The organism is Streptomyces microflavus (assembly GCF_014650075.1).
In the GTDB taxonomy this organism is placed as follows: Bacteria; Actinomycetota; Actinomycetes; order Streptomycetales; family Streptomycetaceae; genus Streptomyces; species Streptomyces microflavus.
Genome location: NZ_BMUG01000010.1, coordinates 208,731 through 232,860, shown reverse-complemented (window position 1 = coordinate 232,860; position 24,130 = coordinate 208,731). Strand labels below are relative to the sequence as shown.

General features: G+C 71.6%; 22 protein-coding genes and 1 pseudogene. 10 read left to right on the top strand and 13 right to left on the bottom strand.

Features of this window, described 5'->3' with window-relative positions; translation table 11 throughout:
- The first annotated feature begins 49 nt into the window (after nt 1–49).
- The 3 genes and pseudogenes from IE264_RS28005 to IE264_RS27995 all read left to right on the top strand — a co-directional run bounded on the left by IE264_RS28005 (nt 50) and on the right by IE264_RS27995 (nt 2,430).
- Nucleotides 50–1,051 (top strand): acyl-CoA desaturase, encoded by a 1,002-nt coding sequence (locus IE264_RS28005; RefSeq protein WP_015609058.1) that lies wholly within the window; start codon nt 50–52, stop codon nt 1,049–1,051.
- A complete protein-coding gene (locus IE264_RS28000) occupies nt 1,048–1,728 on the top strand; it encodes a TetR/AcrR family transcriptional regulator (protein ID WP_015609059.1) in 681 nt (226 codons plus the stop codon). Before IE264_RS28005 ends, IE264_RS28000 begins: the two co-directional genes overlap by 4 nt.
- A gap of 91 nt (nt 1,729–1,819) precedes the next feature.
- Nucleotides 1,820–2,430 (top strand): annotated as a pseudogene (locus IE264_RS27995) (Uma2 family endonuclease).
- A gap of 21 nt (nt 2,431–2,451) precedes the next feature.
- On the opposite strand, the gene IE264_RS27990 reads toward IE264_RS27995, so the two are convergent.
- Both IE264_RS27990 and IE264_RS27985 read right to left on the bottom strand, forming a co-directional pair.
- Nucleotides 2,452–2,829, bottom strand: coding sequence for a VOC family protein (locus IE264_RS27990; protein ID WP_032757225.1), 378 nt, complete (start codon nt 2,827–2,829; stop codon nt 2,452–2,454).
- Nucleotides 2,826–3,641 carry a trans-aconitate 2-methyltransferase gene (locus tag IE264_RS27985; RefSeq protein WP_032757339.1) on the bottom strand — a complete coding sequence of 272 codons (816 nt, stop codon included), beginning with the start codon at nt 3,639–3,641 and terminating at the stop codon, nt 2,826–2,828. The genes IE264_RS27990 and IE264_RS27985 overlap by 4 nt, the downstream gene beginning before the upstream one ends.
- Before the next feature lie 89 nt (nt 3,642–3,730).
- Here IE264_RS27985 and IE264_RS27980 point away from each other — a divergent pair, with 89 nt between their 5' ends.
- Nucleotides 3,731–4,228 carry a MarR family winged helix-turn-helix transcriptional regulator gene (locus tag IE264_RS27980; protein ID WP_015609063.1) on the top strand — a complete coding sequence of 166 codons (498 nt, stop codon included), beginning with the start codon at nt 3,731–3,733 and terminating at the stop codon, nt 4,226–4,228.
- Here IE264_RS27980 and IE264_RS27975 read toward each other — a convergent pair.
- On the bottom strand, nt 4,187–4,969 hold the full coding sequence (locus IE264_RS27975) for a LuxR C-terminal-related transcriptional regulator (RefSeq protein WP_015609064.1): 783 nt from the start codon (nt 4,967–4,969) through the stop codon (nt 4,187–4,189). The two genes, IE264_RS27980 and IE264_RS27975, sit on opposite strands and share 42 nt — an antisense overlap.
- 281 nt (nt 4,970–5,250) lie before the next feature.
- Between IE264_RS27975 and IE264_RS27970 the strand changes: the two genes are divergently transcribed.
- Nucleotides 5,251–5,691: a GNAT family N-acetyltransferase gene (locus IE264_RS27970; RefSeq protein ID WP_032757337.1), complete on the top strand. Its 441-nt coding sequence runs from the start codon at nt 5,251–5,253 to the stop codon at nt 5,689–5,691.
- Between the two features lie 48 nt (nt 5,692–5,739).
- On the opposite strand, the gene galK is transcribed toward IE264_RS27970, so the two are convergent.
- Genes galK through galT form a run of 3 tightly spaced genes read right to left on the bottom strand, consistent with a single transcriptional unit; the run spans nt 5,740 to nt 8,935 of the window.
- Nucleotides 5,740–6,921 (bottom strand): galactokinase, encoded by a 1,182-nt coding sequence (gene galK / locus IE264_RS27965; RefSeq protein ID WP_032757223.1) that lies wholly within the window; start codon nt 6,919–6,921, stop codon nt 5,740–5,742.
- Complete coding sequence (galE, locus tag IE264_RS27960) at nt 6,918–7,895, bottom strand: UDP-glucose 4-epimerase GalE (RefSeq protein ID WP_015609067.1); 978 nt, start codon at nt 7,893–7,895, stop codon at nt 6,918–6,920. Before galE ends, galK begins: the two co-directional genes overlap by 4 nt.
- Nucleotides 7,892–8,935: a galactose-1-phosphate uridylyltransferase gene (gene galT / locus IE264_RS27955; protein WP_032757222.1), complete on the bottom strand. Its 1,044-nt coding sequence runs from the start codon at nt 8,933–8,935 to the stop codon at nt 7,892–7,894. Before galT ends, galE begins: the two co-directional genes overlap by 4 nt.
- Before the next feature lie 236 nt (nt 8,936–9,171).
- Here galT and IE264_RS27950 point away from each other — a divergent pair, with 236 nt between their 5' ends.
- Both IE264_RS27950 and IE264_RS27945 read left to right on the top strand, forming a co-directional pair.
- On the top strand, nt 9,172–10,842 hold the full coding sequence (locus IE264_RS27950; protein ID WP_032757220.1) for a sodium:solute symporter family protein: 1,671 nt from the start codon (nt 9,172–9,174) through the stop codon (nt 10,840–10,842).
- Nucleotides 10,843–10,866: 24 nt separating this feature from the next.
- The gene (locus tag IE264_RS27945; RefSeq protein WP_015609070.1) at nt 10,867–11,169 is read left to right on the top strand and encodes a hypothetical protein; all 303 of its coding nucleotides are present in this window, start codon (nt 10,867–10,869) and stop codon (nt 11,167–11,169) included.
- Nucleotides 11,170–11,205: 36 nt separating this feature from the next.
- Here the strand turns inward: IE264_RS27945 and IE264_RS27940 are convergent, their stop codons facing one another.
- The 5 genes from IE264_RS27940 to IE264_RS27920 form a co-directional block, all read right to left on the bottom strand.
- Nucleotides 11,206–11,916, bottom strand: coding sequence for a response regulator transcription factor (locus tag IE264_RS27940; protein WP_015609071.1), 711 nt, complete (start codon nt 11,914–11,916; stop codon nt 11,206–11,208).
- 173 nt (nt 11,917–12,089) lie between these two features.
- Nucleotides 12,090–14,048 carry an outer membrane protein assembly factor BamB family protein gene (locus tag IE264_RS27935; RefSeq protein WP_032757218.1) on the bottom strand — a complete coding sequence of 653 codons (1,959 nt, stop codon included), beginning with the start codon at nt 14,046–14,048 and terminating at the stop codon, nt 12,090–12,092.
- Between the two features lie 85 nt (nt 14,049–14,133).
- Nucleotides 14,134–16,110 (bottom strand): outer membrane protein assembly factor BamB family protein, encoded by a 1,977-nt coding sequence (locus IE264_RS27930; protein ID WP_032757336.1) that lies wholly within the window; start codon nt 16,108–16,110, stop codon nt 14,134–14,136.
- Between the two features lie 235 nt (nt 16,111–16,345).
- A complete protein-coding gene (locus IE264_RS27925) occupies nt 16,346–17,995 on the bottom strand; it encodes an outer membrane protein assembly factor BamB family protein (RefSeq protein ID WP_032757216.1) in 1,650 nt (549 codons plus the stop codon).
- A gap of 45 nt (nt 17,996–18,040) precedes the next feature.
- Nucleotides 18,041–19,861, bottom strand: a complete 1,821-nt coding sequence (locus IE264_RS27920; RefSeq protein WP_032757214.1) for an ABC-F family ATP-binding cassette domain-containing protein — start codon at nt 19,859–19,861, stop codon at nt 18,041–18,043.
- A gap of 112 nt (nt 19,862–19,973) precedes the next feature.
- On the opposite strand from IE264_RS27920, the gene IE264_RS27915 reads away from it, so the two are divergent.
- Entirely contained in the window at nt 19,974–20,261 is a 288-nt protein-coding gene (locus IE264_RS27915) for a type II toxin-antitoxin system Phd/YefM family antitoxin (protein WP_308428529.1), read from the top strand.
- A 19-nt stretch (nt 20,262–20,280) separates the two neighbouring features.
- Here IE264_RS27915 and IE264_RS27910 read toward each other — a convergent pair whose 3' ends face one another.
- Entirely contained in the window at nt 20,281–21,657 is a 1,377-nt protein-coding gene (locus tag IE264_RS27910) for an acyltransferase family protein (RefSeq protein WP_032757332.1), read from the bottom strand.
- A gap of 318 nt (nt 21,658–21,975) precedes the next feature.
- Here IE264_RS27910 and IE264_RS27905 point away from each other — a divergent pair, with 318 nt between their 5' ends.
- Complete coding sequence (locus tag IE264_RS27905) at nt 21,976–22,716, top strand: hypothetical protein (protein WP_032757213.1); 741 nt, start codon at nt 21,976–21,978, stop codon at nt 22,714–22,716.
- Between the two features lie 42 nt (nt 22,717–22,758).
- On the opposite strand, the gene IE264_RS27900 is transcribed toward IE264_RS27905, so the two are convergent.
- A complete protein-coding gene (locus IE264_RS27900; RefSeq protein WP_015609080.1) occupies nt 22,759–23,352 on the bottom strand; it encodes a helix-turn-helix domain-containing protein in 594 nt (197 codons plus the stop codon).
- Between the two features lie 103 nt (nt 23,353–23,455).
- Here IE264_RS27900 and IE264_RS27895 point away from each other — a divergent pair, with 103 nt between their 5' ends.
- Nucleotides 23,456–24,100, top strand: a complete 645-nt coding sequence (locus IE264_RS27895; RefSeq protein WP_032757211.1) for a class I SAM-dependent methyltransferase — start codon at nt 23,456–23,458, stop codon at nt 24,098–24,100.
- The last annotated feature ends 30 nt before the right edge of the window (nt 24,101–24,130 follow it).

Below are 24,130 nucleotides of genomic sequence, written 5' to 3'. Positions count from 1 at the left end.
AGCCAGGGCCGTCCGCGTACCGCTTCCTCACCCTCCGGGGGACTCCCCTATGCCGTCCACGCCCGACGTGATCGACGAGTCCGGCCCATCCGCCGCCGGCGCGACCCCTACCGCCACCGCCACTCTTCCGCCCGCGACGCTCGGCGGGGAAAAGAAGAGGTCGATCGAGCAGTTCGCGCTGCTGGCGTTCATCGTGGTGCCGTTCGTGGCCCTGCTGGCGGCGGTGCCGCTGGTGTGGGGGTGGGGGGTGAGCTGGCTGGACGTGGGGCTGATGGTGGCGATGTACTTCATCGGCTGCCACGGCATCACGATCGGCTTCCACCGGTACTTCACGCACGGTTCGTTCAAGGCGAAGCGTCCGCTGCGGATCGCGCTGGCCGTGATGGGTTCGCTGGCGGTGGAGGGGCCCCTGGTGCGGTGGGTGGCCGATCACCGCAAGCACCACAGGTTCTCGGACGCGGAGGGTGACCCGCATTCGCCGTGGCGGTTCGGGGAGACCCTGCCGGCGCTGATGAAGGGCCTGTGGTGGGCGCACATCGCGTGGATGTTCGACGAGGAGCAGACTCCGCAGCAGAAGTACGCCCCCGATCTGATCAGGGACCCGGCGATCCGGGGTATCTCGCGCCACTTCCTCTCCTTCACGATCGTCTCGCTGGCGATTCCGCCGCTGGTGGGCGGTCTGGTGACGATGTCGTGGTGGGGTGCGGCGACGGCCTTCTTCTGGGGTTCGCTGGTGCGGGTCGCGCTGCTGCACCACGTGACGTGGTCGATCAACTCGATCTGCCACGCGGTCGGCAAGCGTCCCTTCAAGTCCCGTGACCGTTCGGGGAACGTGTGGTGGCTGGCGGTGCTGTCGTGCGGCGAGTCGTGGCACAACCTGCACCACGCGGACCCGACGAGTGCGCGGCACGGGGTGATGCGGGGGCAGATCGACTCCAGTGCCCGGCTGATCCGCTGGTTCGAGCAGCTGGGGTGGGCGTCCGACGTGCGGTGGCCGGACGCTGCCCGTATCGATGCCCGGCGCACGCCCGTACCGGCCGACCCGGCATGATTGACGACGTGGCGACCGACGGCAGCAGCGAGAAGAGCAGACCCACCGCCTCCCGGCGGGCCCGGCGGGTCCGGATGACGGGCAAGGAGCGCCGCGAGCAGCTGCTGGACATCGGCCGGGCCCTCTTCGCCGACAAGGGGTTCGAGGGCACGTCGGTGGAGGAGATCGCGGCCCGCGCCGGGGTCTCGAAGCCGGTGGTGTACGAGCACTTCGGCGGCAAGGAGGGCCTGTACGCGGTGGTCGTCGACCGCGAGATGCGCCGGTTGCTGGACATGGTGCAGGGGGCGCTCACGGCGGGGCATCCGCGGGAGCTGCTGGAGCAGGCGGCGTTCGCGCTGCTGGACTACATCGAGTCGTACACGGACGGTTTCCGGATCCTGGTGCGGGACTCCCCGGTGGCGCAGTCGACGGGCACGTTCGCGTCGCTGATCAGCGATATCGCCACGCAGGTGGAGGACATCCTGGGCCTGGAGTTCAAGGCCCGCGGCTTCGACCCGAAGCTGGCCCCGCTGTACGCCCAGGCGCTGGTGGGGATGGTGGCGCTGACCGGCCAGTGGTGGCTGGACGTCCGCAAGCCGAAGAAGGCGGAGGTCGCGGCCCACCTGGTGAACCTGTGCTGGCACGGGCTGGAGAACCTGGAGTCGAAGCCGCGGCTGATAGGGCACCGGAAGAGCTGATCCCGTCACCCTTCCCCGGCGCGTGACCCGTTGTGATGACGGCTGCGGATTTCCCGCCGTGGTGTGGTCGGCAGGGCACAGAATCCCGTCCATGGGAGAAACCATGACCACCGCGCTCAGCTCACGCTGGCCGCGGCCCCCGCTGGACGGCTACACCGTGGACGATCTGTTCACGCTGCCCGATCTCCCGCCGCACACGCAGCTGCGCAGCTGATCGACGGGAGCCTGGTTTTCGTGAGTCCGCAGCGGCTGTTTCACAGCACGGTGATCGATCTGCTGGTGACGGGACTGCGCAGTACGGCACCGGCGGAGATGAAGGTCCGCCGCCAGATGACCGTGGTGCTGGACCGGCGGAACGGGTCGGAACCCGATGTCTCCGTCGTACGGGCCGAGGCGGTCACCGGGCCGGACGTGAACCGGTACCAGGCCGCAGACATCCTCCTCGCCGTGGAAGTCGTCTCCCCCGACTCGGAGGCCCGCGATCACGGGACCAAGCCGCACAGGTACGCGACCGCCGGCATCCCGCACTTCTGGCTGGTGGAAATGACCGGGACCGACCAGCACCCCGTCGTGCGGGTCTACGAGCTGGACCCGGTGACGAAGGCGTACGCGCTGACCGGGATCCACCACGACCGGCTGAAGACGGGAGTGCCGTTCCCCGTCGACATCGACATCTCGGCGGAGGCACTGAAGGCGCTGTAGGCGCTGTGGGGCCGGTCGGGCTTACGCGTCCGGCTCCAGGAACTCCAGTCGGTTGCCCGCCGGGTCGTGGGCGTAGAAGCGGCGGTGGCCGGGGAGGTCTCCGTCCCAGGTGATCTCCACGCCGTGGGCCTCCAGGCGGGCCGCGTACTCCACGATCCCGGTGACGCGCAGGCCCGGGTGGGCCTTCTTCGCGGGGCGGAAGTCCTGCTCGATGCCCAGGTGGAGCTGGACGGGGCCGGCGGCGAACCAGCAGCCGCCGCGGGCGGCCAGTACCGGGGGTTTCGGGATCTCCGTCATGCCCAGGGCACCGGTGTAGAAGGCGCGCAGGGCGTCCTCGGAGCCGGGTGGGGCGGCCAGCTGTACGTGGTCGACGGCGGCGAGGCCCACGGAAGCGGTCACTGCTCCCCCTTTCGGGCTACGGCGAAGATGCGGCGGAACGGGAAGACCGTGCCGTACGGGCCGGGCGGGTACGCCTCGCGGAGCAGGTCGCGGTATTCGGTGAGGAACGCGTCGCGGGCCTCGGGGTCGTCGGCCAGGGCGGTGAGGACGGGGCGCAGGGCGGTGCCCTTGACCCAGTCGAGGACGGCGTCCTCGCCCTGGAGGGTCTGGAGGTAGGTGGTCTCCCAGACGTCCGCGGTGCAGCCCAGGTCCCGCAGGCGGGTGAGGTAGTCGGTGGGGTCCAGGACGGCGGCGGTGCGATCGCCGGTGCCGTGGAGCCGGGGGCGCCAGCGGTCGGACTCGCGGAGCCGGGCGAGGAGGGTGTGGCTGGGGGCGGTGAAGTTGCCGGGGACCTGGAAGGCGAGGGTGCCGCCGGGGGCGAGGGCGTCGAGCCAGCGGGGGAAGTACGCGGTGTGGCCGGGGATCCACTGGAGCGCGGAGGTGGAGACGATCAGGCCGTACGTCTCGGTGGGCGTCCAGGTGGCGGCGTCGGCCTCCGCGAAGTCGAGGAGGGGCGGGCGGGCGTGGGCGGCGGCTTCGGCGAGCATCTGCGGGGAGGTGTCGTAGCCGGTGATGCGCGCCTGCGGCCAACGGTCGGCGAGGAGGGCGGTGACGTTTCCGGCGCCGCAGCCGAGGTCGGCGATGCGGGGCGCGGGGTGGCCGGGGAGGTCGCCGATCCGGGCCAGGAGGTCCTGGAAGGGGCGGGTGCGGTGGTCCGCGTGGCGCAGGTACTGCTGGGGATCCCAGGTGGGGTCGTTCGTGGACGGTGTCATGGGAAACAGGATCACGCCCGCAATATCTTGATGTCAAGACACTTGAATTCAAGAGACTTCATGTCGACAGACCCTCTACACTGATCCACATGGAGGACGAGGTCGACCGACTGGTCGCTGCATGGCGCCGAGAGCGCCCCGACCTCGACGTGGAACCACTCGAGGTGCTCAGTCGCGTCTCCCGCCTGGCACGCCACCTCGACCGGGCCCGCCGCATAGCGTTCGCCGAGCACCACCTGGAGCCGTGGGAGTTCGACGTGCTCACCTCGCTGCGCCGGGCAGGCCCCCCGTACCAGCTCTCCCCCGGGCAGCTGCTGACCCAGACCCTGGTCACCTCGGGCACGATGACCAACCGTATCGACCGGCTCACCAAGAAGAACTTGGTGGAGCGGCTCCCCGACCCCAGCGACCGGCGCGGTGTCCTCGTCCGGCTGACCGCTGAGGGCCGCGACAAGGCCGATCAGTCACTGGCCGGGCTGCTCGACCAGGAGCGGGCCATCCTCGGCGAGCTCTCCCGCCGCCAGCGCGGCGAACTGGCCGGGCTGCTACGCCAGTTGACTGCCCCGTTCGACAACGTCCCCGGCTAGCCGGACCGTTACGGGCTCCGCCGGGCCGACCCCCGCACGCCGGGCGAGCGCCACCGCCGCGAGCGTGGAGTGCACCCCGAGCTTGCCCAGCACGTTCTGCATGTGCGTGCGGACCGTGTGCGGGGAGAGGAAGAGCCGCTCCGCGACCGCCTTCCTCCCCAGCCCCGCCACCATGCAGCGCAGCACCTCGCGCTCGCGGGGCGTCAGGGACTCCACCAGCTGCTCGCTCTCCGTGCGGTGCTTACGGGTCGCCGTCAGCTCGCGCAGGACCCCGGTCAGCAGGGCGGGCGGCAGATGCGTCTCGTCGCGCAGCACCCCCCGGATCACCGTGAGCAGCCGCTGCAGCGAGCAGTCCTTCGCCACCCAGCCCGAGGCACCCGCCTGGAGCGCCCGGGCGGCACACCGCGGGTCGTCCTTCTCCGCCAGGACCACCGAGCGGACGGCGGGGCGGGTCGCGCGGACCCCGGCGACCAGCGAGATCCCGTCGACGAGGGCCGGGTCCTCCGGCCGGGGCGCGGGGAGCGCCGGGGCGCCGCCGGTGGCCAGGGCGCCGAGCTCGGCGTCGACCAGGATCACGTCGTACGGGCGTGCCTCGGCGGCCCCGCGCTCCAGTGCGCGCAGCGCGGCCGGGCCGCTGCCCGCCGCCGCCACGTCCACGTCCGGTTCGGCCGCGAGGGCCGCAGCGAGCGATTCGGCGAAGATGCGGTGGTCATCGACCACCAGAACCCGGATTCGAGCCACAGAGAGACCCCCATCAGCGGGGGCGGACAGCTGCGGGTACGGCGTCCGGAACCTCCGGCGGGCCCGTGGCCTGCCTTCCGGGTGGACCGTGGTGGACCGACCGCCGTCGTATGCACCGCCTGCCACCCCGCTCCGGGCGCCGTACCCGACTCTCTCGCCCCCTGATTCGGCACCGGCCCCCACCGGTGCTGGGATCAGCGTACGGGCGGGGGCCGGAGGGGGAAGGCGATTCGCGGAACTGATGGCCCGGGGTGGATCCCGGGGTGTTTAGGGTGTGGTTCATGTTCCGTCTTGAGACAGAAGTGGACAAAGAACGGCACCGCCTGCTGAGCAAGCGCCTCCAGGAGGACAACGTCGCGGCCTCGGCCGGACTGCGCGCCCTGCTCTCCACCTCCGCCGAGCACGAAGTCCCGCTGGAGGTGTGGGCGTTGGACGGCCAGGGTGCGGTCGCCGGCGGGCTGACCGGGCGGACCTGGGCGTACTGGCTCCATGTCGACCTGCTCTGGGTCGACGCCCGCCACCGCTCCGCCGGCCTCGGCTCCCGGCTGCTCGCCGAGGCCGAGCGGGTGGCCCGCACGGAGCGGGCCTGTACCCGCTCCCGGCTGGAGACCTGGGACTTCCAGGCCCCGGACTTCTACCGGAAGCAGGGGTACGAGGAGATCGGCCGGGTCGAGGACTACCCGCCCGGCGTCACCGAGTTCATCCTCACCAAGCGGCTCTGAACAGCCCTTGTCCGTAAGGCCGGTTCAGCCCTTGTCCGTAAGGCCGGTTCAGCTCAGCCGGCGCGCTCCGGCAGACGGAACCGCCCCGAAGATCCCCGGTGCCGCGTGCCCCGCCCCGGCGAACGCCTTCGTGACGGCCCCGGCCACCGCGTCGGCCTCCGCCGCCTCCACCAGGACGATCGCCGAGCCGCCGAAGCCGCCGCCGGTCATCCGCGCCCCGAGCGCCCCGGCCTCCTGGGCCGCCGAGACCGCCAGGTCCAACTCGGCGCAGGAGACCCGCAGATCGTCGCGGAGCGAGCGGTGGCCCTCGTTCAGGACCGGGCCCGCGGCCCGCACCTCCCCCGCGTCGAGCAGGGTGATGACCTGCTCGACCCGGCGGTTGTCGCCGACGACATGGCGTACATAGCGGATGACGGACTCGTCCGCCCCGGCGTCCGCGAGGGCGGTGAGGGCCGCGTCGAGACCGTCGTACGGGAGGTCGCGCAGGGTGGGTATCCCGAGGAGCCGGGCACCCTCCTCGCAGCCGGCCCGCCGCTCTGCGTAGGCCCCGTCGCCGAGCGCGTGCTTGACCCGGGTGTCGACGACCAGGAGCGTGAGGCCCTGGGCCGCCAGGTCGAAGGGGACCTGGCGCAGGGTGAGGTCGCGGGTGTCCAGGTGGAGTGCGTGGCCCTCGGTGCAGCAGGCCGAGGCCATCTGGTCCATGATCCCGCAGGGCACGCCGACGAAGTCGTTCTCGGCGCGGCGGCCGATGACGGCCAGTTCGGCTGCGTCCAGGCCGAGTTGGAACAGGTCGTTCAGGGCGAGCGCGGTGACGATCTCCAGGGCGGCGGAGGAGGAGAGCCCCGCGCCGGTGGGGACGGTGGAGGTCAGGGCGATGTCGGCGCCGGTGACGGGGTGACCGGCCTCGCGCAGCGCCCAGACGACTCCGGCCGGGTAGGCGGCCCAGCCATGGCCGGAGTGCGGGGCGAGCTCGTCGACGCGCAGGGAGACGACTCCGCCGGGCACGTCGGAGGAGTGCAGGCGCAGGACGCCGTCGATGCGGGGGGCGACGGCGGCGCGGGCGGTGTGCGGGAGGGCGAGCGGCATGACGAAGCCGTCGTTGAAGTCGGTGTACTCGCCGATGAGGTTCACTCGTCCGGGTGCCGCCCATACGCCGTGGGGTTCACCCCCGTACAGCTCGGTGAAGGTGGCGGCGGGGTCGGGGCCGGTCCGCTCGGTGGTCTCGGTCATGGGGTGGTGGACTCCTCTCGGCGGGCGAACTCCCAGGCGTCGGCGACGATTCCGGCCAGGTCGGCGCGGGAGGGTCGCCAGCCGAGGCGTTCGATGGCGGTGGCGGCGGAAGCGACGAGGACGGCCGGGTCGCCGCCGCGGCGCGGGGCGGGGGTCTCGGGGACCGGGTGGCCGGTGACCTTGCGGACGGTCTCGATGACCTCGCGGACCGAGAAACCGTTGCCGTTGCCGAGGTTGCAGATGAGGTGCTCGCCGGGTGCGGCGGCCTCCAGGGCGAGGAGGTGGGCCTCGGCGAGGTCGGCGACGTGGATGTAGTCGCGGACGCAGGTGCCGTCGGGGGTGGGGTAGTCGTCGCCGTAGACGGAGATCGACTCCCGCTTGCCCAGGGCCACTTGGAGGACCAGCGGGATGAGGTGGGACTCCGGGGTGTGACGTTCGCCGCAACTGCCGTAGGCGCCGGCCACGTTGAAGTAGCGCAGCGAGACGGCGGCCAGGCCGTGGGCGGTGGCCTCGCCGCTGATCATGTGGTCGACGGCGAGCTTGGAGGCGCCGTAGGGGCTGGTGGGGGCGGTGGGGTCGGTCTCGGTGATGGGGCTGGAGACCGGTTCGCCGTAGGTGGCGGCGGTGGAGGAGAAGACGAGGGTGCGCACGCCGTGCTCGCGCATGGCGGCGAGGAGGGCGGTGGTGCCGCCGACGTTGTTGACCCAGTACTTCTCCGGGTCCACGACGGACTCGCCGACCTGGGAGAACGCGGCGAAGTGGAGGACGCCGTCGTAGGAGGGGTCGAGGTGGCGGGCGGCGTCCTGGATGCGGCCCTCGACGAACGTGGCACCGTCGGGGACGCCCGCGCGGAAGCCGGTGGAGAGGTCGTCCAGGACGGTCACCGTGTGCCCGGCCTCCAGCAGGTGCTGGGCCACGACACTGCCGACGTATCCGGCACCGCCGGTGACCAGGTACTTCTTCGGCTCGCTCATTCGCTCGCTACCTCTCGCAGTCGCTGGGCCGCGGCTTCCGGCGGCACGTCGTTGATGAACACACTCATGCCGGATTCGGAACCCGCGAGGAACTTCAGCTTGCCGGAGGTACGGCGAATGGTGAAAAGCTCCAGATGCAGGGCGAAGTCCTCCCGTCCGGGAACCCCGAACGGTGCCTGGTGCCAGGCGGAGATGTACGGGGTCGGCGGCTCGCCGGGGCCGAAGATCCGGTCGAATCGCCTCAAGAGTTCCAGATAGACCTGTGGGAACTCTGTACGCGCCGCCTCGTCCAGTGCGGTCAGGTCGGGGACGCGGCGGCGGGGGTGCAGGTGGACCTCGTAGGGCCAGTGCGCCGCGTACGGGACGTAGGCGATCCAGTGGTCGGTGGTGAGGACGGTCCGGGTGCCGTCCTTCTCCTCGCGGGCGATCACGTCGTCGAAGAGGTTGCCCCCGGTCTCCTCGCGGTGACGGGCGGCCGAGCGGAGCATCAGCTCGGTGCGCGGGGTGACGAAGGGGTAGCCGTAGATCTGGCCGTGCGGGTGGCCGAGGGTGACGCCGATCTCGGCGCCCCGGTTCTCGAAGCAGAAGACCTGGGTGACCTGGTCGAGTGCGGAGAGTGCGGCGGTGCGGTCGGTCCAGGCGGCGAGGACGAGCGCGGCCTGTTCCTCGGTGAGGTCGGCGAAGGACGCGTCGTGGTCGGAGGTGAAGCAGACCACCTCGCAGCGACCGGAGTCCCCGGCGAGGGAGGGGAAGCGGTTCTCGAAGACGGCGACGTCGTAGTGGTCGTCGGGGATCTCGCTGAGGCACCCCTCCCGGGTGGGGCAGAGCGGGCAGGCGTCGGCCGGCGGGTGGTACGTGCGGGCCTGGCGGTGCGAGGCGATGGCGACTGCGTCGCCGAGCAGCGGGTCCCGACGGATCTCCGACGAGGTCGAGACGGGGTCCAGGGGCCGGTGGTCGACGGCATCGCGGACGGTGTCGTCCGCGGAGTCGTAATAGATCAGCTCACGGCCGTCGGCGAGGGTCGTAACCGTTTTCTTCACCAGGGTCCTCCACCAGATCCTCCCAACATAATCGCACATAACAAATCACAAGCGAACACCCCCGTCAATGACCCTGCCTCAGCCGGACCGCAGTGCACCCCAGGGGCCGCATACCCGGACATTCACCCACACCCGATCACGATCGAACAAAGAACCCCAACCAAACTGTTCATTTAACGAACACAGAGGCGTAAGTTCCGTCGGGTTCAGTTCGCGCAACGAAGCGGGTACCCCCCATGCAGACACTGGCCGAAGGGCTCCGTCTCCCCACGAACGGGCTCGACTACGCCATCCTGGCGATCTACTTCGTCGTCGTCCTCGGCATCGGCTTCGCGGCCCGTGCCAGTGTGAGGACGAGCCTCGACTTCTTCCTCTCCGGACGGTCACTGCCCGCCTGGGTGACCGGTCTCGCCTTCGTCGCGGCGAATCTCGGTGCCACCGAGATCCTCGGCATGGCGGCGACCGGCGCGCAGTACGGCGTGGCGGTGGTCCACTGGTACTGGATCGGCGCCATCCCGGCCATGGTCTTCCTCGGCCTGGTGATGATGCCGTTCTACTACCGCTCCAAGGTGCGCTCCGTACCGGAGTTCCTGCTCCAGCGGTTCGACAAATCCGCGCACCTGCTGAGCTCCATACTCTTCGCCTTCGCGGCGATCCTGATCGCGGGCGTCAACCTCTACGCCCTGTCGATCGTCGTGGAGGCGCTCCTCGGCTGGCCGCAATGGGTCGCGATCGTCGTCGCGGGCCTGTTCGTGCTGGTCTACATCACCATCGGCGGGCTCTCCTCGGCGATCTACAACGAGGTGCTCCAGTTCTTCGTCATCCTCGCCGCGCTGATCCCGATCACCGTGCTCGGCCTCAAGCGGGTCGGCGGCTGGGACGCCATGAGCGACTCGCTGACCGAGCAGCACGGCGGCGACTTCATGACGGCCTGGGGCGGCACCGGCATCGGTGACGCCAACCCGCTGGGCGCCAACTGGCTGACGATCATCCTCGGCCTCGGCTTCGTGCTCTCCTTCGGCTACTGGACGACGAACTTCGCCGAGGTGCAGCGCGCGCTCTCCGCGAAGAACCTGTCCGCCGCCAAGCGCACCCCGCTGATCGCCGCCTTCCCGAAGATCTTCATCGTCTTCGCCGTGATGATCCCGGGCCTGGTCGCCGCCGTGATCGTCCCGCAGATCGGCACCCCGGACTCGGACCTCACGTACAACGACGCGATCCCGCTGCTGATGCAGGAGCTGCTGCCCAACGGGGTGCTCGGCATCGCGGTGACCGGTCTGCTCGCCGCGTTCATGGCAGGCATGGCGGCCAACGTGTCCTCGTTCAACACGGTGTTCACGACGGACATCTGGCAGCGGTACGTGGTGAAGGGCAAGCCGGACACGTACTACCTGAAGTTCGGCCGGCTGATCACGGCGGTCGGTGTGCTGGCCTCGATCGGCACCGCGTTCATCGCCGCGAGCTTCTCGAACATCATGAGCTACCTGCAGACGCTGTTCTCGTTCTTCAACGTGCCGATGTTCGTCGTTTTCATACTCGGGATGTTCTGGAAGCGGGCTTCCGTGAAGTCCGGTGTCTGGGGGCTGATCGCGGGCACCGGCGCCGCGATGGTCAACTACTTCTGGATCTACAAGGGCGGGGTCATCGACATCCCGTCCGACCAGGGCGCCAACTTCGTCTCCGCGATCGTCGGCTTCGTCGCGGGTGCCGTCGTCATGGTCGTCGTCACGCTCTTCACCGCGCCGAAGCCCGAGGCGGAGCTGGCCGGTCTGGTCTACGGGACCGAGTCCCCGGACCCCGACGAGGCGCTGGAGGAGGCCGACAAGGCCTGGTACCGCAAGCCCGCGCTGCTCGGCTGGGGCGCGATCGTGCTCGCCGCCGCGTGCTACATCCCGTACTCGTTCTGATACTTCCGATCGGAGGAACCCACCATGTCCGACCTGCACAAGGAAGTCTCCGAACTGGAGCGCAAGTCCGCGACCGCGGCCCGTCTCTTCGACATCCGGCGGATCATCGGCGGCCTGTTCGTGGTCTACGGGGTGATCGTCACCATCGCCGGGATCAGCCCGTCCGACGCCGACCTGAAGAAGGCCGAGGGCGTCCACATCAATCTGTGGACCGGCCTCGCCATGCTGGCGCTCGGCCTGTTCTTCCTGGTCTGGATGAAGCTGCGCCCGGCCGAGGCCCCGGCAGCTCCGGAAGCGGAGCGGGAGCCGGGATCCGACACGGCCTGACCCGCCGCCCGCCCTGACGCCCTCGGGGGCCGTACGTCACCCGCGCTGTCCGGGAACGTACGGCCCCTGTCGCGTCCCGCCGTTCGCCGCCGCCCGGTCCAGCAGCCCCGTACGGGCCGCGAGGGCGGCCGCCTCCAGCCGGGAGCCGACGCCCAGCTTCATCAGGACCCGCTGGACGTGCGTACGGGCGGTGCTCGGCGCGATCCGCATGCCCGCCGCGATCAGCCGGGTGTCCTCGCCCTCGGCGACCCGGACCAGGACCTCGGCCTCGCGCGGGGTCAGCATCTGGAGCAGGCGGCGGCCCTCGTCGTCGGGCTGGGCCGCCGGGTTGAGCAGCTCCGCGAAGGCGCCGCGCAGGAGCTGCGGGGCGACGGCGCTCTCCCCCGCCCGCGCCTTCAGCATCGCCCGCTCGACGCCCTCGATGCGCTCGTCGTGGCGGACGTACCCCGCCGCCCCGGCCGCGAAGGCAGCGGCGATCCCGCGCGGGCTCGGCACCGGGCCCAGCACCACCACCGCCACCTGCGGGCGCTCCTGGCCGATGCGCACGATCGGGTCGAAGACCCCCGGGGCGGCGGGCGACGCCGTACCGAAGAGGCAGACCTCCGGGGCCCTGCTGACCACCAGCTCCGCCGACCCGGACGTCGGGGCGGCCGCCGCGAGCACCCGGTGCCCGCGCAGTTTCAGCGCCGAGGCGAGTGCCTCGGCGAGCAGGCGGTGGTCATCGACCACCATGAGCCGCACGCTCATCGAACAAGCCCCCAGTGCCCCTGTACGGCCCGGCTCCTGGCCCCCCGGACTCCTGCCCCGGCAAGGTACACGCTTGTTCGACGCCGTGTGCCCCTTCCAGGGAGAAGCCCCCCTGAATGCCGAATTCGGCGTCATTCAGGGGGGCTTGAGCGACAGAAAACGATCAGCTCTGATCAGTCGGTGCGAAAGCCCACCACGAGGTAGAGCTTCTCGTCCGCCTGGCTGTCGCGGCGCTCGCTGATCAGCTGCTTCGAGAGGTAGAAGCGGCCCTCGCCGTAGAGGAGTTCGGAGTGGTCGATGGAGAACAGGGTCTCCGCGTCCCGTACCGCCTCGTCGCCCGGGTTCTCCATCAGCAGCGTCTGCTTGAAGGTCTCGCCGTCGATGGAGACGATCTGGCCGCCCTTGTCGTACGGGGGCTTCTTGTACGCGATGACGTTGGTGCCGTCCATCCGGAGCGGGACCAGGCTGTAGCGGTCGCCCGCGTCCGCCCGGCCGCCCAGCAGCTTGCCGGTGGTGAGGTCGAAGGCGACGACCTCGTTGGTGTCGCCGTACTCGCTCGTACCGTCGTGGTCCTCGGTCGGCAGGTAGAGCCGGTTGTTGCCGACGACCGCCGCCCGGCAGTTCTCGACATCGGTGGAGCCGCAGCGCGCCGCGTACTTCTCCGCGTCGGCGGAGATCCGCACGGTCAGCTTGCCGGTCGCCGCGTCGATCGAGAAGAAGTCGGAGATGGCGCTGCCGTCACCGGCGGTGTCGCCGACGTTGGCCGCGACCACCAGCGGCTTGGTGGAGACGATGGACGCGTACTCGACACCCGCGGGCATCTGGTACGAGGAGAGCGGTGCTCCGGTCGCCGGGTTCAGCGCCTGGATCGTGAGCTGCGGGCTGTCGTACGAACCGCACTTGCGCACCACGGCGAGGGCCTCGCCACCGCCGTACCCCATGTCGTAGCAGCGGTCGGCGCCGACCTTCGGCTTCCAGAGCTCGGCGCCGCTCGTCAGGTTGAAGGCCGCGCCGCCCGAGGTGCCGCCCGCGGCGACGGTGGTCCCGCTGAGCGTGACCTCGTTGAACTGGACCGGCCGGTCGCCGCCGGTGGCGGCGGTGACGGACTTGCTCCAGAGCAGCTTCCCGACTGCCAGGTCGACGACGCCGACCTGGTTGCACGCGGGGTACTTCTTCTCCTTGGTCGGCTTGCCCTCCTTGAAGAGGATCGCCGACTTGTAGTCCTTGGTCATGTGGCGGGAGGCGCCGCAGACCTCGCCGGGGACCGGCACGGACCAGAGCTTGGTGCCCTTGTCCCGGTCGTGGGCGACGACCTCGTTGACGCCGGACTTCACGTAAGCCTTGTCGGTGAGCCAGGAGCCCTTGACCGAGGTGACCGATGCGACCTCCGGCTGCGGGAGCTGGAAGGCGACCTTGGACTTGGTGCTGCCGGGCGCCTTCTCGCTGCCGCCGGCCAGGCCGTCGCCCTCGCTGCCCTTGCCCTCGCCGTCCTTGCCCTCGCTGCCGCCGGTGGAACCGGAGGTGGAGGCCTGGTCGCCCTTGTCGTCGTCGCCCCGGGTGGAGGTGTAGACGACGGCCGCGCCGATGATCAGCACCACGGCGACGGCCGCGGCGACGATGATCTGCATCTGGGTGCTGAACTTCTTGCCGCCGCCGCCGCTGCCGGCCGGACCGGGCTGCGGAGCGCCGTACATCGGCTGGGTGGGGTAGCCGTAGCCCTGCTGCGGCATGCCGGGCTGACCCGGGTAGCCGGGCTGACCGGGCTGGCCGGGCTGGCCGGGCTGACCGGGGGCTCCCTGCGGGTAGCCGTAGCCGGGCTGGGGGGCCTGCGGGTAGCCGTACCCGTTGGGCTGCGGGGCCGGCGGGGTCGGGTAGCTGCCCGGCGGCGGGGGCGGCGGGGAGCCGTAACCACCGGCGGGCGGGGTGGGCGGGGAGCCGTATCCGCCCGTGGCCGGACCGGCGGGCGGGGGCTGCTTGGCGAAGGGGTCCGCGGGCGGCGGGGTCGGCTCACCGAAACCGCCGGGCGGCGGGTCCTGCGGGGCACCGAATCCCCCGGAAGGCGGACCGGCGGGCGGACCGGCCGGAGGCTGGTTCGGCGGCTCGTTGGGGGGCTGGTTCGGCGGCTGGGTCATCGCGTACGTACCTCGGGAGACGTGTGGGGGTGGAGTCGCGTCCGGCCGGGAGGGGCCGGCCGGCTTCGGATGCCGTCGTGGGCGGTCACTTGCTGAACACCAGCGCCGTCGCCTGCTCCATCTCGCCCTCGTCGCGGCCGCTGACGCGCGTGGTGAGGACGTAGGAGCGGCCGCCCTGGTACAGGGTCAGGTCCCCGAAGAAGCCGTTCTCGATCCGGTTGGTCCCCTCCGGGTGCTGGAGCAGGACGCTGGTGGCGCCGCCGGTCGGCGGGAGCGTGAGGATGGCGCCGGCCTTGTCGTACCGCGGCTCCAGGTAGAGCACCACCTTGCCGGCGTCCATCCCGATCGGGCGCACGGTGCGCTCGGCCGGGGCGGGCGCGGTCCACTTGGGCTTGCCGGTGTTCAGGTCGAAGGCGACGACCTTGTTCGTCCCGGTGGAGCCGGTGGTGTCGGGCTTGGTGGCCATGTAGAAGGTGTTGGCGTCGGCGGCGACACCGGTGCAGCCTTCGAGCTTCTGGCCGAAGATGGCGAACGTGCCGCCGCAGTCGGCGACGACCAGGTCACCCTTGGCGGGGCTCAGCTGGGAACGGAGCTTGCCGTTGTCGGTGAACGCGGCGACCGACCACTGCTTCTTCTTCTTGTTCTCCAGCGAGACCACGAGCGGGCTCACCGAGTAGGTCTTCTTGATCTCCCAGCCGCGCGGCGGCTGGTAGGTCCACTTGGCCTTGCCGGTGACCGGGTCCAGCTCCTGCAGCTGGTGCTGCGGGTTGTCGGCGTCGCCGTTGCGGCAGTTGGCGGCGGCGATCAGCTTCGGGCCGCCGGCGAAGGCGAAGGTCTTGCAGTTGCCCGTGGGGGTGCCGAACAGTTCCTTGCCGTCGCTGACCCGGTACGCGTTGGAGTAGCTGGTCCGGCCGGCGGTGACCGTGTCCCCGCTGATCGCGAGGCCGATGTCGGAGATCAGGTCGAAGGCGCCGCTCTTCTTGACCTCGGACTTCCAGCCGGCCTTGCCGGTGTTGAGGTCGACCATCTGCATCACGGAGCAGGTGGAGCGGTCCGTGGTGCCGTTCTCGATGCCGATGACGATCTTGCCGTCGGGGGAGACCGTGTTGGGGGTGGCGCAGATGTCGGCGGGGAGCGCGACGGTCCACTTCTTCTTGCCGTCGGCGACCGAGTAGCCGGAGATTCCCCGGTACATGGCCCGGACGATCGTGTCGCCGACGAACCAGGGGCCGCGGATCTCGGCGCCGTTGCGCGGAAGGTCGACGTCGTTCTTCTGGAGCCAGGCGACCTTGGCCTCGCCCGCCTTGCGTCCGGCGTTGAGGTCGTCGTTCCCCTCGCGGCCGCCGCCGGTGCCGTCGCCCTCATCGACGGACGGGGACTCGCTGGGCTCCTCGGGCGCCTTGGGGTCGTTGCTGGGGCCGGCGACCGGCTTCTTCGGGTCGTCGCCGCTGTCGCTGACCACGTACCAGGCGCCCGCGCCGACGAGCAGGACGACGGCGACGGCCGCCGCGGCGAGGATGCCGGTCCTGCCCTTGAAGGGGCCGCCGGTTCCGCCGTTCCCGTTCGGGGCGGGGGCGCCGGGGTACTGCTGCTGCGGATAGCCGTAACCGGGCTGCGTGGGCTGGCCGTAGGGCCCGGGAGCCGGCTGGCCGTAGCCGCCGGGGGCCTGCTGACCGTAGGGGCCGGGCTGCTGTCCGTACGGGCCCGAGGGCTGCTGGCCGTAGGGGCCGGGGGCCTGGCCGTACGGGTCGGGGGCCTGGCCGGGCGCCTGGCCCGGGGCCTGTCCCGGCGCCTGGGGGTAGCCGTAGCCGGGCTGGGCCGGGGGCGTCTGCGGGTAGCCGTACGCCGGGCCGCCCGGGGGCGGCGTCTGCGGCGCACCGGCGGGCGGCTGCGGCGGCTGCGCGGGCTGACCGGCAGGCGCCTGCGGCGGCTGGGCCGGGGCCTGCGGCGGCTGGGCCGGGGCCTGCGGCTGGTCCTGGGGCGGCTGAGGAGTTCCCGGCGGCGGCTCCTGCGGAGCCCCGAAGCCCCCCTGCGGCGGTTGCTGGCTGGGCGGCTGGCTCATCAGCACGTCCCCCTTCGTGCGGTCCGGTGCCCGATCCGGTCTCCCCCGCGATTCCGGGAGGGTTCAATTCCCCTCGGAAAGGAGCGAATCGGGCATGGCTTCCGCGGTGTTACGACAGTCGGGCGGGGCTTCTTTGTACCACCCGCGCACCACCTCTCCCCTGCTCGGTCCACCCCCTGTTCCCAAGGGAGAACCGCGTTGTGATGCCCTCGTTACGACCGCCGGAAGGTGATGGTCAGTCACCGAAGGCGAGCATCGCCACGATGGCCTTCTCCTGCTTGTCGTCGCCCCCGCTGATGTACGGCTGCGTGAGCACCGCGCGTCCGCCGGAGTAGGCGATGTGGGCGGTGGAGAAGGAGGCCTCCAACCCGGTCGCCGATTCCGGGTGGCGCAGGACGGGCTGCAGGGCGCCGCCGGTGGGCGGGAGTGCGTAGATGCCGCCGCCCTTGCTCCGGCCGTAACCCCGCATCGCGTCCAGATACATCAGCACCCTGCCGCCCTCGACCCGCAGCGGCATCAGGTTCTGCTCGGCGGGGGCGTCGGTCCGCCACCGGGACCTGCCGGTGGCGGCGTCGAAGGCGACGACGGCGTTGGTGGGCAGGGTCTTGCCCGCGCTGACGGGCTGGGTCGCCAGGTAGACCGTGCTCGTGTCGGCCACGACGCCCAGGCAGTTGTCGAGGTTCGGGTTCTGGGCGCGCAGATCCTTGCCGCAGCGGGGCGCGTAGTTCTCACCGTCGTTGGCGACCAGCTGGGAGCGGTAGGTGCCGTCGGCGTTGAGGATCACGATCGCCCACTTCTCCTGGCCCTGGCGCAGCGAGATGACCGGCGGGTCGGTCGAGTAGAACTGGTCGACCTTGAAGCCCTTCTTGACCGGGTAGGACCACACCTCCTTGCCGGTGGCCGGGTCGATGCGCCGTACGTGCTGGATCGCGTGGTCGTCGGCCGCGGTCTGGCAGCTGGTGGCGGCGAGGGGTACGGCGCCGCTGGCGAAGCCGTACGGCTGGCAGTTGCCCGGCACTCCGTCCCACAGGTGCTTGCCGTCGCTGATCCGGTAGGCGTCGGCGCGGCTGGTCCGGCCGACGGTCACCACGTCACCGTTGATGGCCATGGTGATGTCGGAGAGCCCGTCCCAGACGCCCACCCGCTTGAACGTGGCGTTCCATCCCTCCGCGCCGGTCCGCAGGTCGATCATCAGGAGCCGGTCGCACTGCGCCGAGTCCGCCGAGCCGCTCTCCAGTGCGACGACGATCTTCCCGTCCGTGCTGGGCAGGGTGGGTGCCGCGCAGACCCGCGCCCGGAGGTCGACGCTCCACTTCTGCGTCCCGTCGGCGGCCGAGTAGCCCGACACCGTGCGGTGCAGGGCCTTGGCCACGATGTCCCCGGCGAACCAGGGCCCGAACTGGGAGCCCCCTCGGCCGGGCAGGTCCACGGTGTTCTCCTGGACCCAGAGGACCTTGCTCTCGCCGTCCTTGCGTGCGGCGTTGAGGTCGGCGGGCTTCGGGGCGGGGGTGTAGGTCCGCCCGGGCGGGGTGTCGGGCTGCCCGGAGGCAGCGCTTCCGCTCCCCTCCGCGACGGGCCTCCTGGCATCGTCGCCGCCGTCCCCGGTGGCGTACCAGACCCCGGCGCCGACGACGAGGACCGCGGCGAGCACGGCGGCGACGACGACGGAGGTACGGCCCCGCTTCTTCCGGCCACCACCCGGGGCCGCCGGACCACCGGGCCCGGGGTGGCCGTAGCCGTACGCGGAGTCCGGCTGCCCGTGGAAGGCGGCGGGCGGCTGCCCGTACACGCCGGGCTGCGGCTCGAACGGGGCGCCGAAGACACCCGGGTCCGCCCGGCCCTCTCCCTGTGGTGGCTGACCGGGCGGGCCGGGCAACTGCGACATCGGTACGTCTCCCCCTCGTACGGTCCTACGTCCTCAAGCCGGCTCTCAGGCGTCCTCGGCCAGTTCCAGCCAGCGCATCTCCAGCTCGTCGCGCTCGGTGACGAGTTCGCGGAGCTCGGCGTCGAGCCCCGCGACCTTCTCGAAGTCGGTGGCGTTCTCCGCGATCTGCTTGTGCAGCGTGGTCTCCCGGGTCGAGAGCTTGTCGAGCTGCCGCTCCACCTTCTGGAGCTCCTTCTTCGCGGCGCGGGCCTCCTGGGCGGAGACGGCGGGTGCGGCGGCCGGGGCTCCGGACGAACGGGGCGCGGGGGCGGCGGAGGGGGTGGCCTCCTCCTCCATCCGCTGCCTGCGCTCCAGGTACTCGTCGATGCCGCGCGGCAGCATCCGCAGGGCGCGGTCGCCGAGGAGGGCCATGACCTTGTCCGTGGTCCGCTCGATGAAGAACCGGTCGTGGGAGATCACGATCATCGACCCGGGCCAGCTGTCGAGGAGGTCCTCCAGCTGGGTGAGGGTCTCGATGTCCAGGTCGTTGGTGGGCTCGTCGAGGAAGAGGACGTTGGGCTCGTCCATCAGCAGCCGCAGGATCTGGAGGCGGCGGCGCTCACCGCCGGAGAGGTCGCCGACGGGCGTCCACTGCTTCTCCTTGGTGAAGCCGAACTGCTCGCAGAGCTGGCCCGCCGTCATCTCGCGGCCCCTGCCGAGGTCGACCCGGTCGCGGACCTGCTGGACCGCCTCCAGGACCCGGAGGTTCGGGTTGAGCTCGGTGACCTCCTGGGAGAGGTAGGCGAGCTTGACGGTCTTGCCGACGACGACCTTCCCGGCGGCGGGCTGTACGTCGCCCTGCGTGCGGGCGGCCTCGGCGAGGGCGCGCAGCAGCGAGGTCTTGCCCGCGCCGTTGACACCGACCAGGCCGATCCGGTCGCCGGGGCCGAGCTGCCAGGTGAGGTGGGTGAGCAGGGTCTTCGGCCCGGCCTGGACGGTCACGTCCTCCAGGTCGAAGACGGTCTTGCCGAGGCGGGCGTTGGCGAACTTCATCAGCTCGCTGGTGTCGCGCGGGGGCGGCACATCGGCGATGAGCTCGTTGGCGGCCTCGATGCGGTAGCGCGGCTTGGAGGTACGGGCGGGGGCGCCGCGGCGCAGCCAGGCCAGCTCCTTGCGCATGAGGTTCTGCCGCTTGGACTCCTCGGTGGCGGCGATCCGCTCGCGCTCGGCGCGGGCGAAGACGTAGTCGCTGTAGCCGCCCTCGTACTCGTGGACCGTGCCGCGCTGGACGTCCCACATGCGGGTGCAGACCTGGTCCAGGAACCACCGGTCGTGGGTGACGCAGACGAGGGCCGAGCGCCGGGTCCGCAGATGACCGGCGAGCCAGGAGATGCCCTCGACGTCGAGGTGGTTGGTGGGCTCGTCCAGGACGATCAGGTCCTGCTCGTCGATGAGGAGCTTCGCCAGCGCGATACGGCGGCGCTCACCGCCGGAGAGCGGGGCGATGACGGTGTCGAGCCCGTGCTCGAAGCCGGGGAGGGCGAGACCGCCGAAGAGCCCGGTGAGCACGTCACGGATCTTGGCGCTGCCCGCCCACTCGTGGTCGGCGAGGTCGCCGATGACCTCCTGGCGGATGGTCTTCGCCGGGTCCAGGGAGTCGTGCTGGGTGAGGACGCCGAGCCGCAGCCCGCCGTTGTGGGTGACGCGGCCGGTGTCCGCGTCCTCCAGCTTGGCGAGCATCCGGATGAGGGTCGTCTTGCCGTCGCCGTTGCGGCCGACGACACCGATCCGGTCGCCCTCGGAGACCCCGAGGGATACACCGTCGAGCAGGGCACGGGTGCCGTACACCTTGCTGACCTGCTCGACATTGACCAGATTGACGGCCATTTCACTCCTGCCTAGGGGGTTGATCGACCTTCCCAGGGTACGGCGCGGCGGAGGGGGGTCGGTGGCGCGCCCTTGCCGCCGGGGCCGCGGCGCATCGTGCGGGAGGATGCCGGTGAACTGGGAGGTGGCCATGCGCACAGTGAGCTGCGAGGAATTCCTGGCGGATTGCGCCGGGACGTTGGACACGGTGGGTGAGGACGGGGAAGGGGTCGTCGTGACCCGTCCGGGACACGAGTCCGTGGTGATCGTGCCCCTGGCCGAGTACGCGTCTCTGAAGGAGACCGTTCACCTTCTGCGCAGTCCTCGGAACGCGCGCCGACTGTTGGCTTCGATCAACCGGCTGGAGAGTGACGGCGACGCCGCACGAGATGCCGACGGCAGGCGGCCGGCGGCCGGGTAGAGCCCGACGCGTACGCCGGTCACCGCGCGCCCCGTGCCCTCCCCGCCCGCTCCACCAGGAGCCAGCCGCACAGGGTCGTCGCGACGGCCGCCGGGGCGGTGACCGGGATGGCGATCAGCAGGGCCGTGCGGCCCTCCAGCAGGCCCGCGAAGCCGACCATGGAGAGGCCGAGCACGCCGAGCAGGCAGAGGGTCGCGCCGAGGGCGGCCAGCGGGGCGGAGCCCGTACCGGGGGCGGTTGCGGTTGCGGTTGCGGGAGGGGTGGCGGGAGCCGTCGGGCGTTCGAAGGTGCGGAAGGCAGCGACGAGTACGGCGGTGAGCGCGGCGGCGACCGCCAGCCGCAACGGGGTCTGGGCCCACCAGGCGGCGGTGGCGGGTTCGGGGAGCGGGACGTCCAGGGCGAGCATCGCCCCGTACACCCCGAGCATCGCCGTGAGGTGCCAGAGGAACGCGGTCATCGCCACCCCGTTGGCGGCGACCACCGTGCGCCAGGCGCGGGGGCGGGCCAGCAGGCGGGCGGCGGGGGCGCGGAGCAGCTCGACCGCGCCGACCAGCCAGAGGCCGTGGCAGAGCAGGGCCAGGGTGGGCGGGGCCATGTTGCTGACCTTCTCGCCGGGCATCCCGACCATGGACAGCGGGTAGGGGCCGAACGCCACCAGGGCCACGGCGCCGACCAGCCCGCCCCCGGCGAGCAGGGCGGGGCGACGGAGGGCCGGAAGGGCGGGCCCGACGCCGAGGCGGCCGTCGGCGCGGAGGAAGCCGAGCTGGTGGACCGCGAGCCAGACGAAGGCGAAGTTCAGGAACTCGACGTACGGGACTCCGGCCGCGAACCGCAGCACGTCCACGGCGGCCGCCGCACCCGCAAGACCGGCGAAGGCGCCCCAGCCGTACCGCTCGTGCAGCCTCAGCAGCGGCGGGGTGAAGGCCACCATCGCCAGGTAGATCCCGATGAACCAGAGCGGCTGGGTCACCAGCCGCAGGGTGACACCGGTCAGCCCGCCGCCCCCGCCGAGCAGCTGGATGAGGAGCGCCGCCGCGCCCCAGACCAGCACGAAGACCATCGTGGGGCGGAGCAGCCGCTGCAGCCGGGCCCGCAGGAAGGCGGCGTAGACGGAGTCCGTGGAGCCCTCGGGGCGTTTGCGGAGCAGGGAGCGGTAGGACAGCGCGTGCGCGAACCCGCCGACGAAGAAGAACACCGGCATGACCTGGAGCAGCCAGGTCAGCGGCTGGAGCGCCGGGACGACGGCGAGCAGGTTGCCGACCCCGTCCGGGGTGACGGCCGCCATCAGCCAGTGGCCGAGGACGACCGCGGCGAGCGAGGCGACGCGCAGCAGGTCGACGTAGCGGTCCCGGGTGGCGGGGGTGGCTTCGGCGAGTACGCGAACTGGTGATCCCATGTCCATACGTTCGCGTCGGGCATGGCCGGGGCGTCAGGGTACGGGTACTCAATTCGCCGCCTGAGTACCGGAGTCGGCGGCCGGCCCGGGGCGCGGGCGGGGCCGATTTGCCGTACTGCGGAGTAGACCTGGACAGGCCGGTGCGTGCCGAGTAAAACAAGCACAAAAGCTGCTCTTCGGGGGAGACGGCGCATGCCGGCAGGGGTGTCCGCACCTCCGCGCGGCCTGTCGTCGCGGCTCGCGGGGCAGGCCCCATCGGCCGGCCCACGGCGATCTGCCGCGGCGCCCGCCGTTTCCGAGAACCGGAGTACCAGCACCGTGCGGATCCCTCGCCACCTCGCCCCGTTCGCCCTCCTCGGCGTGCTCGCCCTGGCCGGATGCGGGGGTGGCACACAGACCGACGACAGCGCGCCTGCGGCCGCGTCCACCGCCTCGGCCTCGGCCACCGCTTCGGCCACCCCCACGGTCGCCCCCACCCCGTCCCCCACGCCCGATCCGGCCATGCCCGTCCTGCACAGCAAGACCTACGAGGAGGCGCGGGCGGAGTTCACCCGCCAGGACATATCCCCCGCACGCCTGACAGCCGCCGCCCAGCACAAGGACGTCGTCCTCCCCCGGGACCACGACGCCTGGTACATCTGCGACGCCAGCCCCGGGCACGGCACACGGCTCACGGCCGCCACCACGGTCACCGTGAAGCTCGCGGAGGACTTCAGCGACTGCACGACCAGCTTCAACGGCTATCTGCACCAGAAGAACGACCCGGCCTACACGCCGCCCGCCCCCAAGCCGAAGCCGAAGCCGACGGCCGCGCCGCGGACGGCCGAGCCCCAGGCTCCCGCCCCGGCCCCCAAGAAGACCGCGCCGAAGCCCGCCGGCGGGTCGATGATCACCTGCTCCGACGGCAAGCAGGGATACGCCTGCACGTCCAACGGCCACCCCGTCGTCGACGGCCAGTTCTGCGCGAAGGCCGACCGCGGACGCACCCTGAAGGCCACCAACCGGACGATGGTCACCTGCTCCTACGACCCCAGCATCACTCCGTACCGCTGGCAGTGACGGGTACGCGCGCCGGTCGGTGACCCGCGGCCGTCACGGCCGTCACAGGTCGGCGCGTACGTGCGCCCGCATCCCGTGCGGGCCGAACAGGATGAGGAGTTCGACCGCGCCGCCGTCGGCGCTGCCCAGCCAGTGCGGCAAGGACGTGTCGAACTCGGCGGCCTCACCGGGCGGCAGCGTCAGGTCCCGCTCCCCGATGACCAGCCGGAGGCGGCCGCTGAGCACGTACACCCACTCGTAGCCCTCGTGGGTCTGCGGGGTCGGTTCGAGCGGTTCCGGGCGGGCCGGGATGATCATCTTGAACGCGTGCGTTCCGCCCGGCCGCCGGGACAGCGGGACGAAGACCATGCCGAACCGCCGGATCGGCTTCAGATGGATCCGGGGGTCGCCCGTGCGCGGGGCGCCGACGAGATCGTCCAGCGGAACGTCGTACGTACGGGCCAGCGGCAGCAGCAGCTCCAGGGTCGCCCGGCGCCGGCCGCTCTCCAGCCGGGACAGGGTGCTCTCCGACACCCCGGTCGTCGCCGCGAGGCCGGCGAGGGTGATGCCACGCTCGCGGCGCAGCGCACGCAGCCGGGGGCCCACCGCGTCGAGCACGCCGTCCACTTCCCTGCCGCCGTCCACGTCTCCGCCCATGCGGTCATCTTGCCAGAACGGCAAGATCCCGTGCGGATCGCGGCGGCCCTGGCAAGACTGGACGCGTGCCACGGCAGCACACATCCCGACCGGAGGAGCCCCGATGAACACCCCCGACGCGATCGACGCCCGCACGTCCTGGGACGGCATCTACGCGGCCCGGACCGCCGCCACCGACCCCCGCCCGAACGTCCGGCTCACCGAGACGGTCTCCGACCTGCCGCCCGGCGACGCGCTGGAGCTGGGCTGCGGCGAGGGCGGCGACACGCTGTGGCTCGCGCGCCGGGGGTGGCGCGTCACCGCCGTCGACCTCTCGGCCGTGGCGGTCGAGCGGCTCACCACCCTGGCCCGCTCGCTCGGCCTGGGCGACCGGGTGACCGCCGAGCAGCACGACCTGGACGCGTCCTTCCCGAAGGGCCCCGACGGCGGGTTCGACCTGGTCACCGCCCACTATCTGCACACCCCGCACGAACTGGACCGGGCGGCCGTCCTGCGCCGGGCGGCACACGCTCTGCGCCCGGGCGGGCGGCTGCTGGTCGTCGACCACGGCTCGACCGCGCCCTGGTCGTGGAACCAGGACCCGGACGCCCACTACCCGGGGCCGCAGGAGGTCGCCGACGGGATCGCGCTGGACCCGGCCGTCTGGACGGTCGAGCGGGCCGCGTCACCGCGACGGACCGCGACCGGCCCGGACGGCACCACCGCCGAAGTCACCGACCACGTCCTCGTCGTCCGCCGCACCGCCTGACCGGTGGCGGTCACGCGGACATCCTCCGCG

What these genes read in the sequence shown, in the direction of transcription:
- IE264_RS28005 (WP_015609058.1), top strand. Translation starts at nt 50, where the DNA reads ATGCCGTCCACGCCCGACGTGATCGACGAGTCCGGCCCATCCGCCGCC.
- IE264_RS28000 (WP_015609059.1), top strand. Translation starts at nt 1,048, where the DNA reads ATGATTGACGACGTGGCGACCGACGGCAGCAGCGAGAAGAGCAGACCC.
- IE264_RS27985 (WP_032757339.1), bottom strand. Translation starts at nt 3,641, where the DNA reads ATGACACCGTCCACGAACGACCCCACCTGGGATCCCCAGCAGTACCTG.
- IE264_RS27980 (WP_015609063.1), top strand. Translation starts at nt 3,731, where the DNA reads ATGGAGGACGAGGTCGACCGACTGGTCGCTGCATGGCGCCGAGAGCGC.
- IE264_RS27970 (WP_032757337.1), top strand. Translation starts at nt 5,251, where the DNA reads ATGTTCCGTCTTGAGACAGAAGTGGACAAAGAACGGCACCGCCTGCTG.
- galK (WP_032757223.1), bottom strand. Translation starts at nt 6,921, where the DNA reads ATGACCGAGACCACCGAGCGGACCGGCCCCGACCCCGCCGCCACCTTC.
- galE (WP_015609067.1), bottom strand. Translation starts at nt 7,895, where the DNA reads ATGAGCGAGCCGAAGAAGTACCTGGTCACCGGCGGTGCCGGATACGTC.
- IE264_RS27950 (WP_032757220.1), top strand. Translation starts at nt 9,172, where the DNA reads ATGCAGACACTGGCCGAAGGGCTCCGTCTCCCCACGAACGGGCTCGAC.
- IE264_RS27945 (WP_015609070.1), top strand. Translation starts at nt 10,867, where the DNA reads ATGTCCGACCTGCACAAGGAAGTCTCCGAACTGGAGCGCAAGTCCGCG.
- IE264_RS27940 (WP_015609071.1), bottom strand. Translation starts at nt 11,916, where the DNA reads ATGAGCGTGCGGCTCATGGTGGTCGATGACCACCGCCTGCTCGCCGAG.
- IE264_RS27935 (WP_032757218.1), bottom strand. Translation starts at nt 14,048, where the DNA reads ATGACCCAGCCGCCGAACCAGCCCCCCAACGAGCCGCCGAACCAGCCT.
- IE264_RS27930 (WP_032757336.1), bottom strand. Translation starts at nt 16,110, where the DNA reads ATGAGCCAGCCGCCCAGCCAGCAACCGCCGCAGGGGGGCTTCGGGGCT.
- IE264_RS27925 (WP_032757216.1), bottom strand. Translation starts at nt 17,995, where the DNA reads ATGTCGCAGTTGCCCGGCCCGCCCGGTCAGCCACCACAGGGAGAGGGC.
- IE264_RS27920 (WP_032757214.1), bottom strand. Translation starts at nt 19,861, where the DNA reads ATGGCCGTCAATCTGGTCAATGTCGAGCAGGTCAGCAAGGTGTACGGC.
- IE264_RS27910 (WP_032757332.1), bottom strand. Translation starts at nt 21,657, where the DNA reads ATGGGATCACCAGTTCGCGTACTCGCCGAAGCCACCCCCGCCACCCGG.
- IE264_RS27900 (WP_015609080.1), bottom strand. Translation starts at nt 23,352, where the DNA reads ATGGGCGGAGACGTGGACGGCGGCAGGGAAGTGGACGGCGTGCTCGAC.
- IE264_RS27895 (WP_032757211.1), top strand. Translation starts at nt 23,456, where the DNA reads ATGAACACCCCCGACGCGATCGACGCCCGCACGTCCTGGGACGGCATC.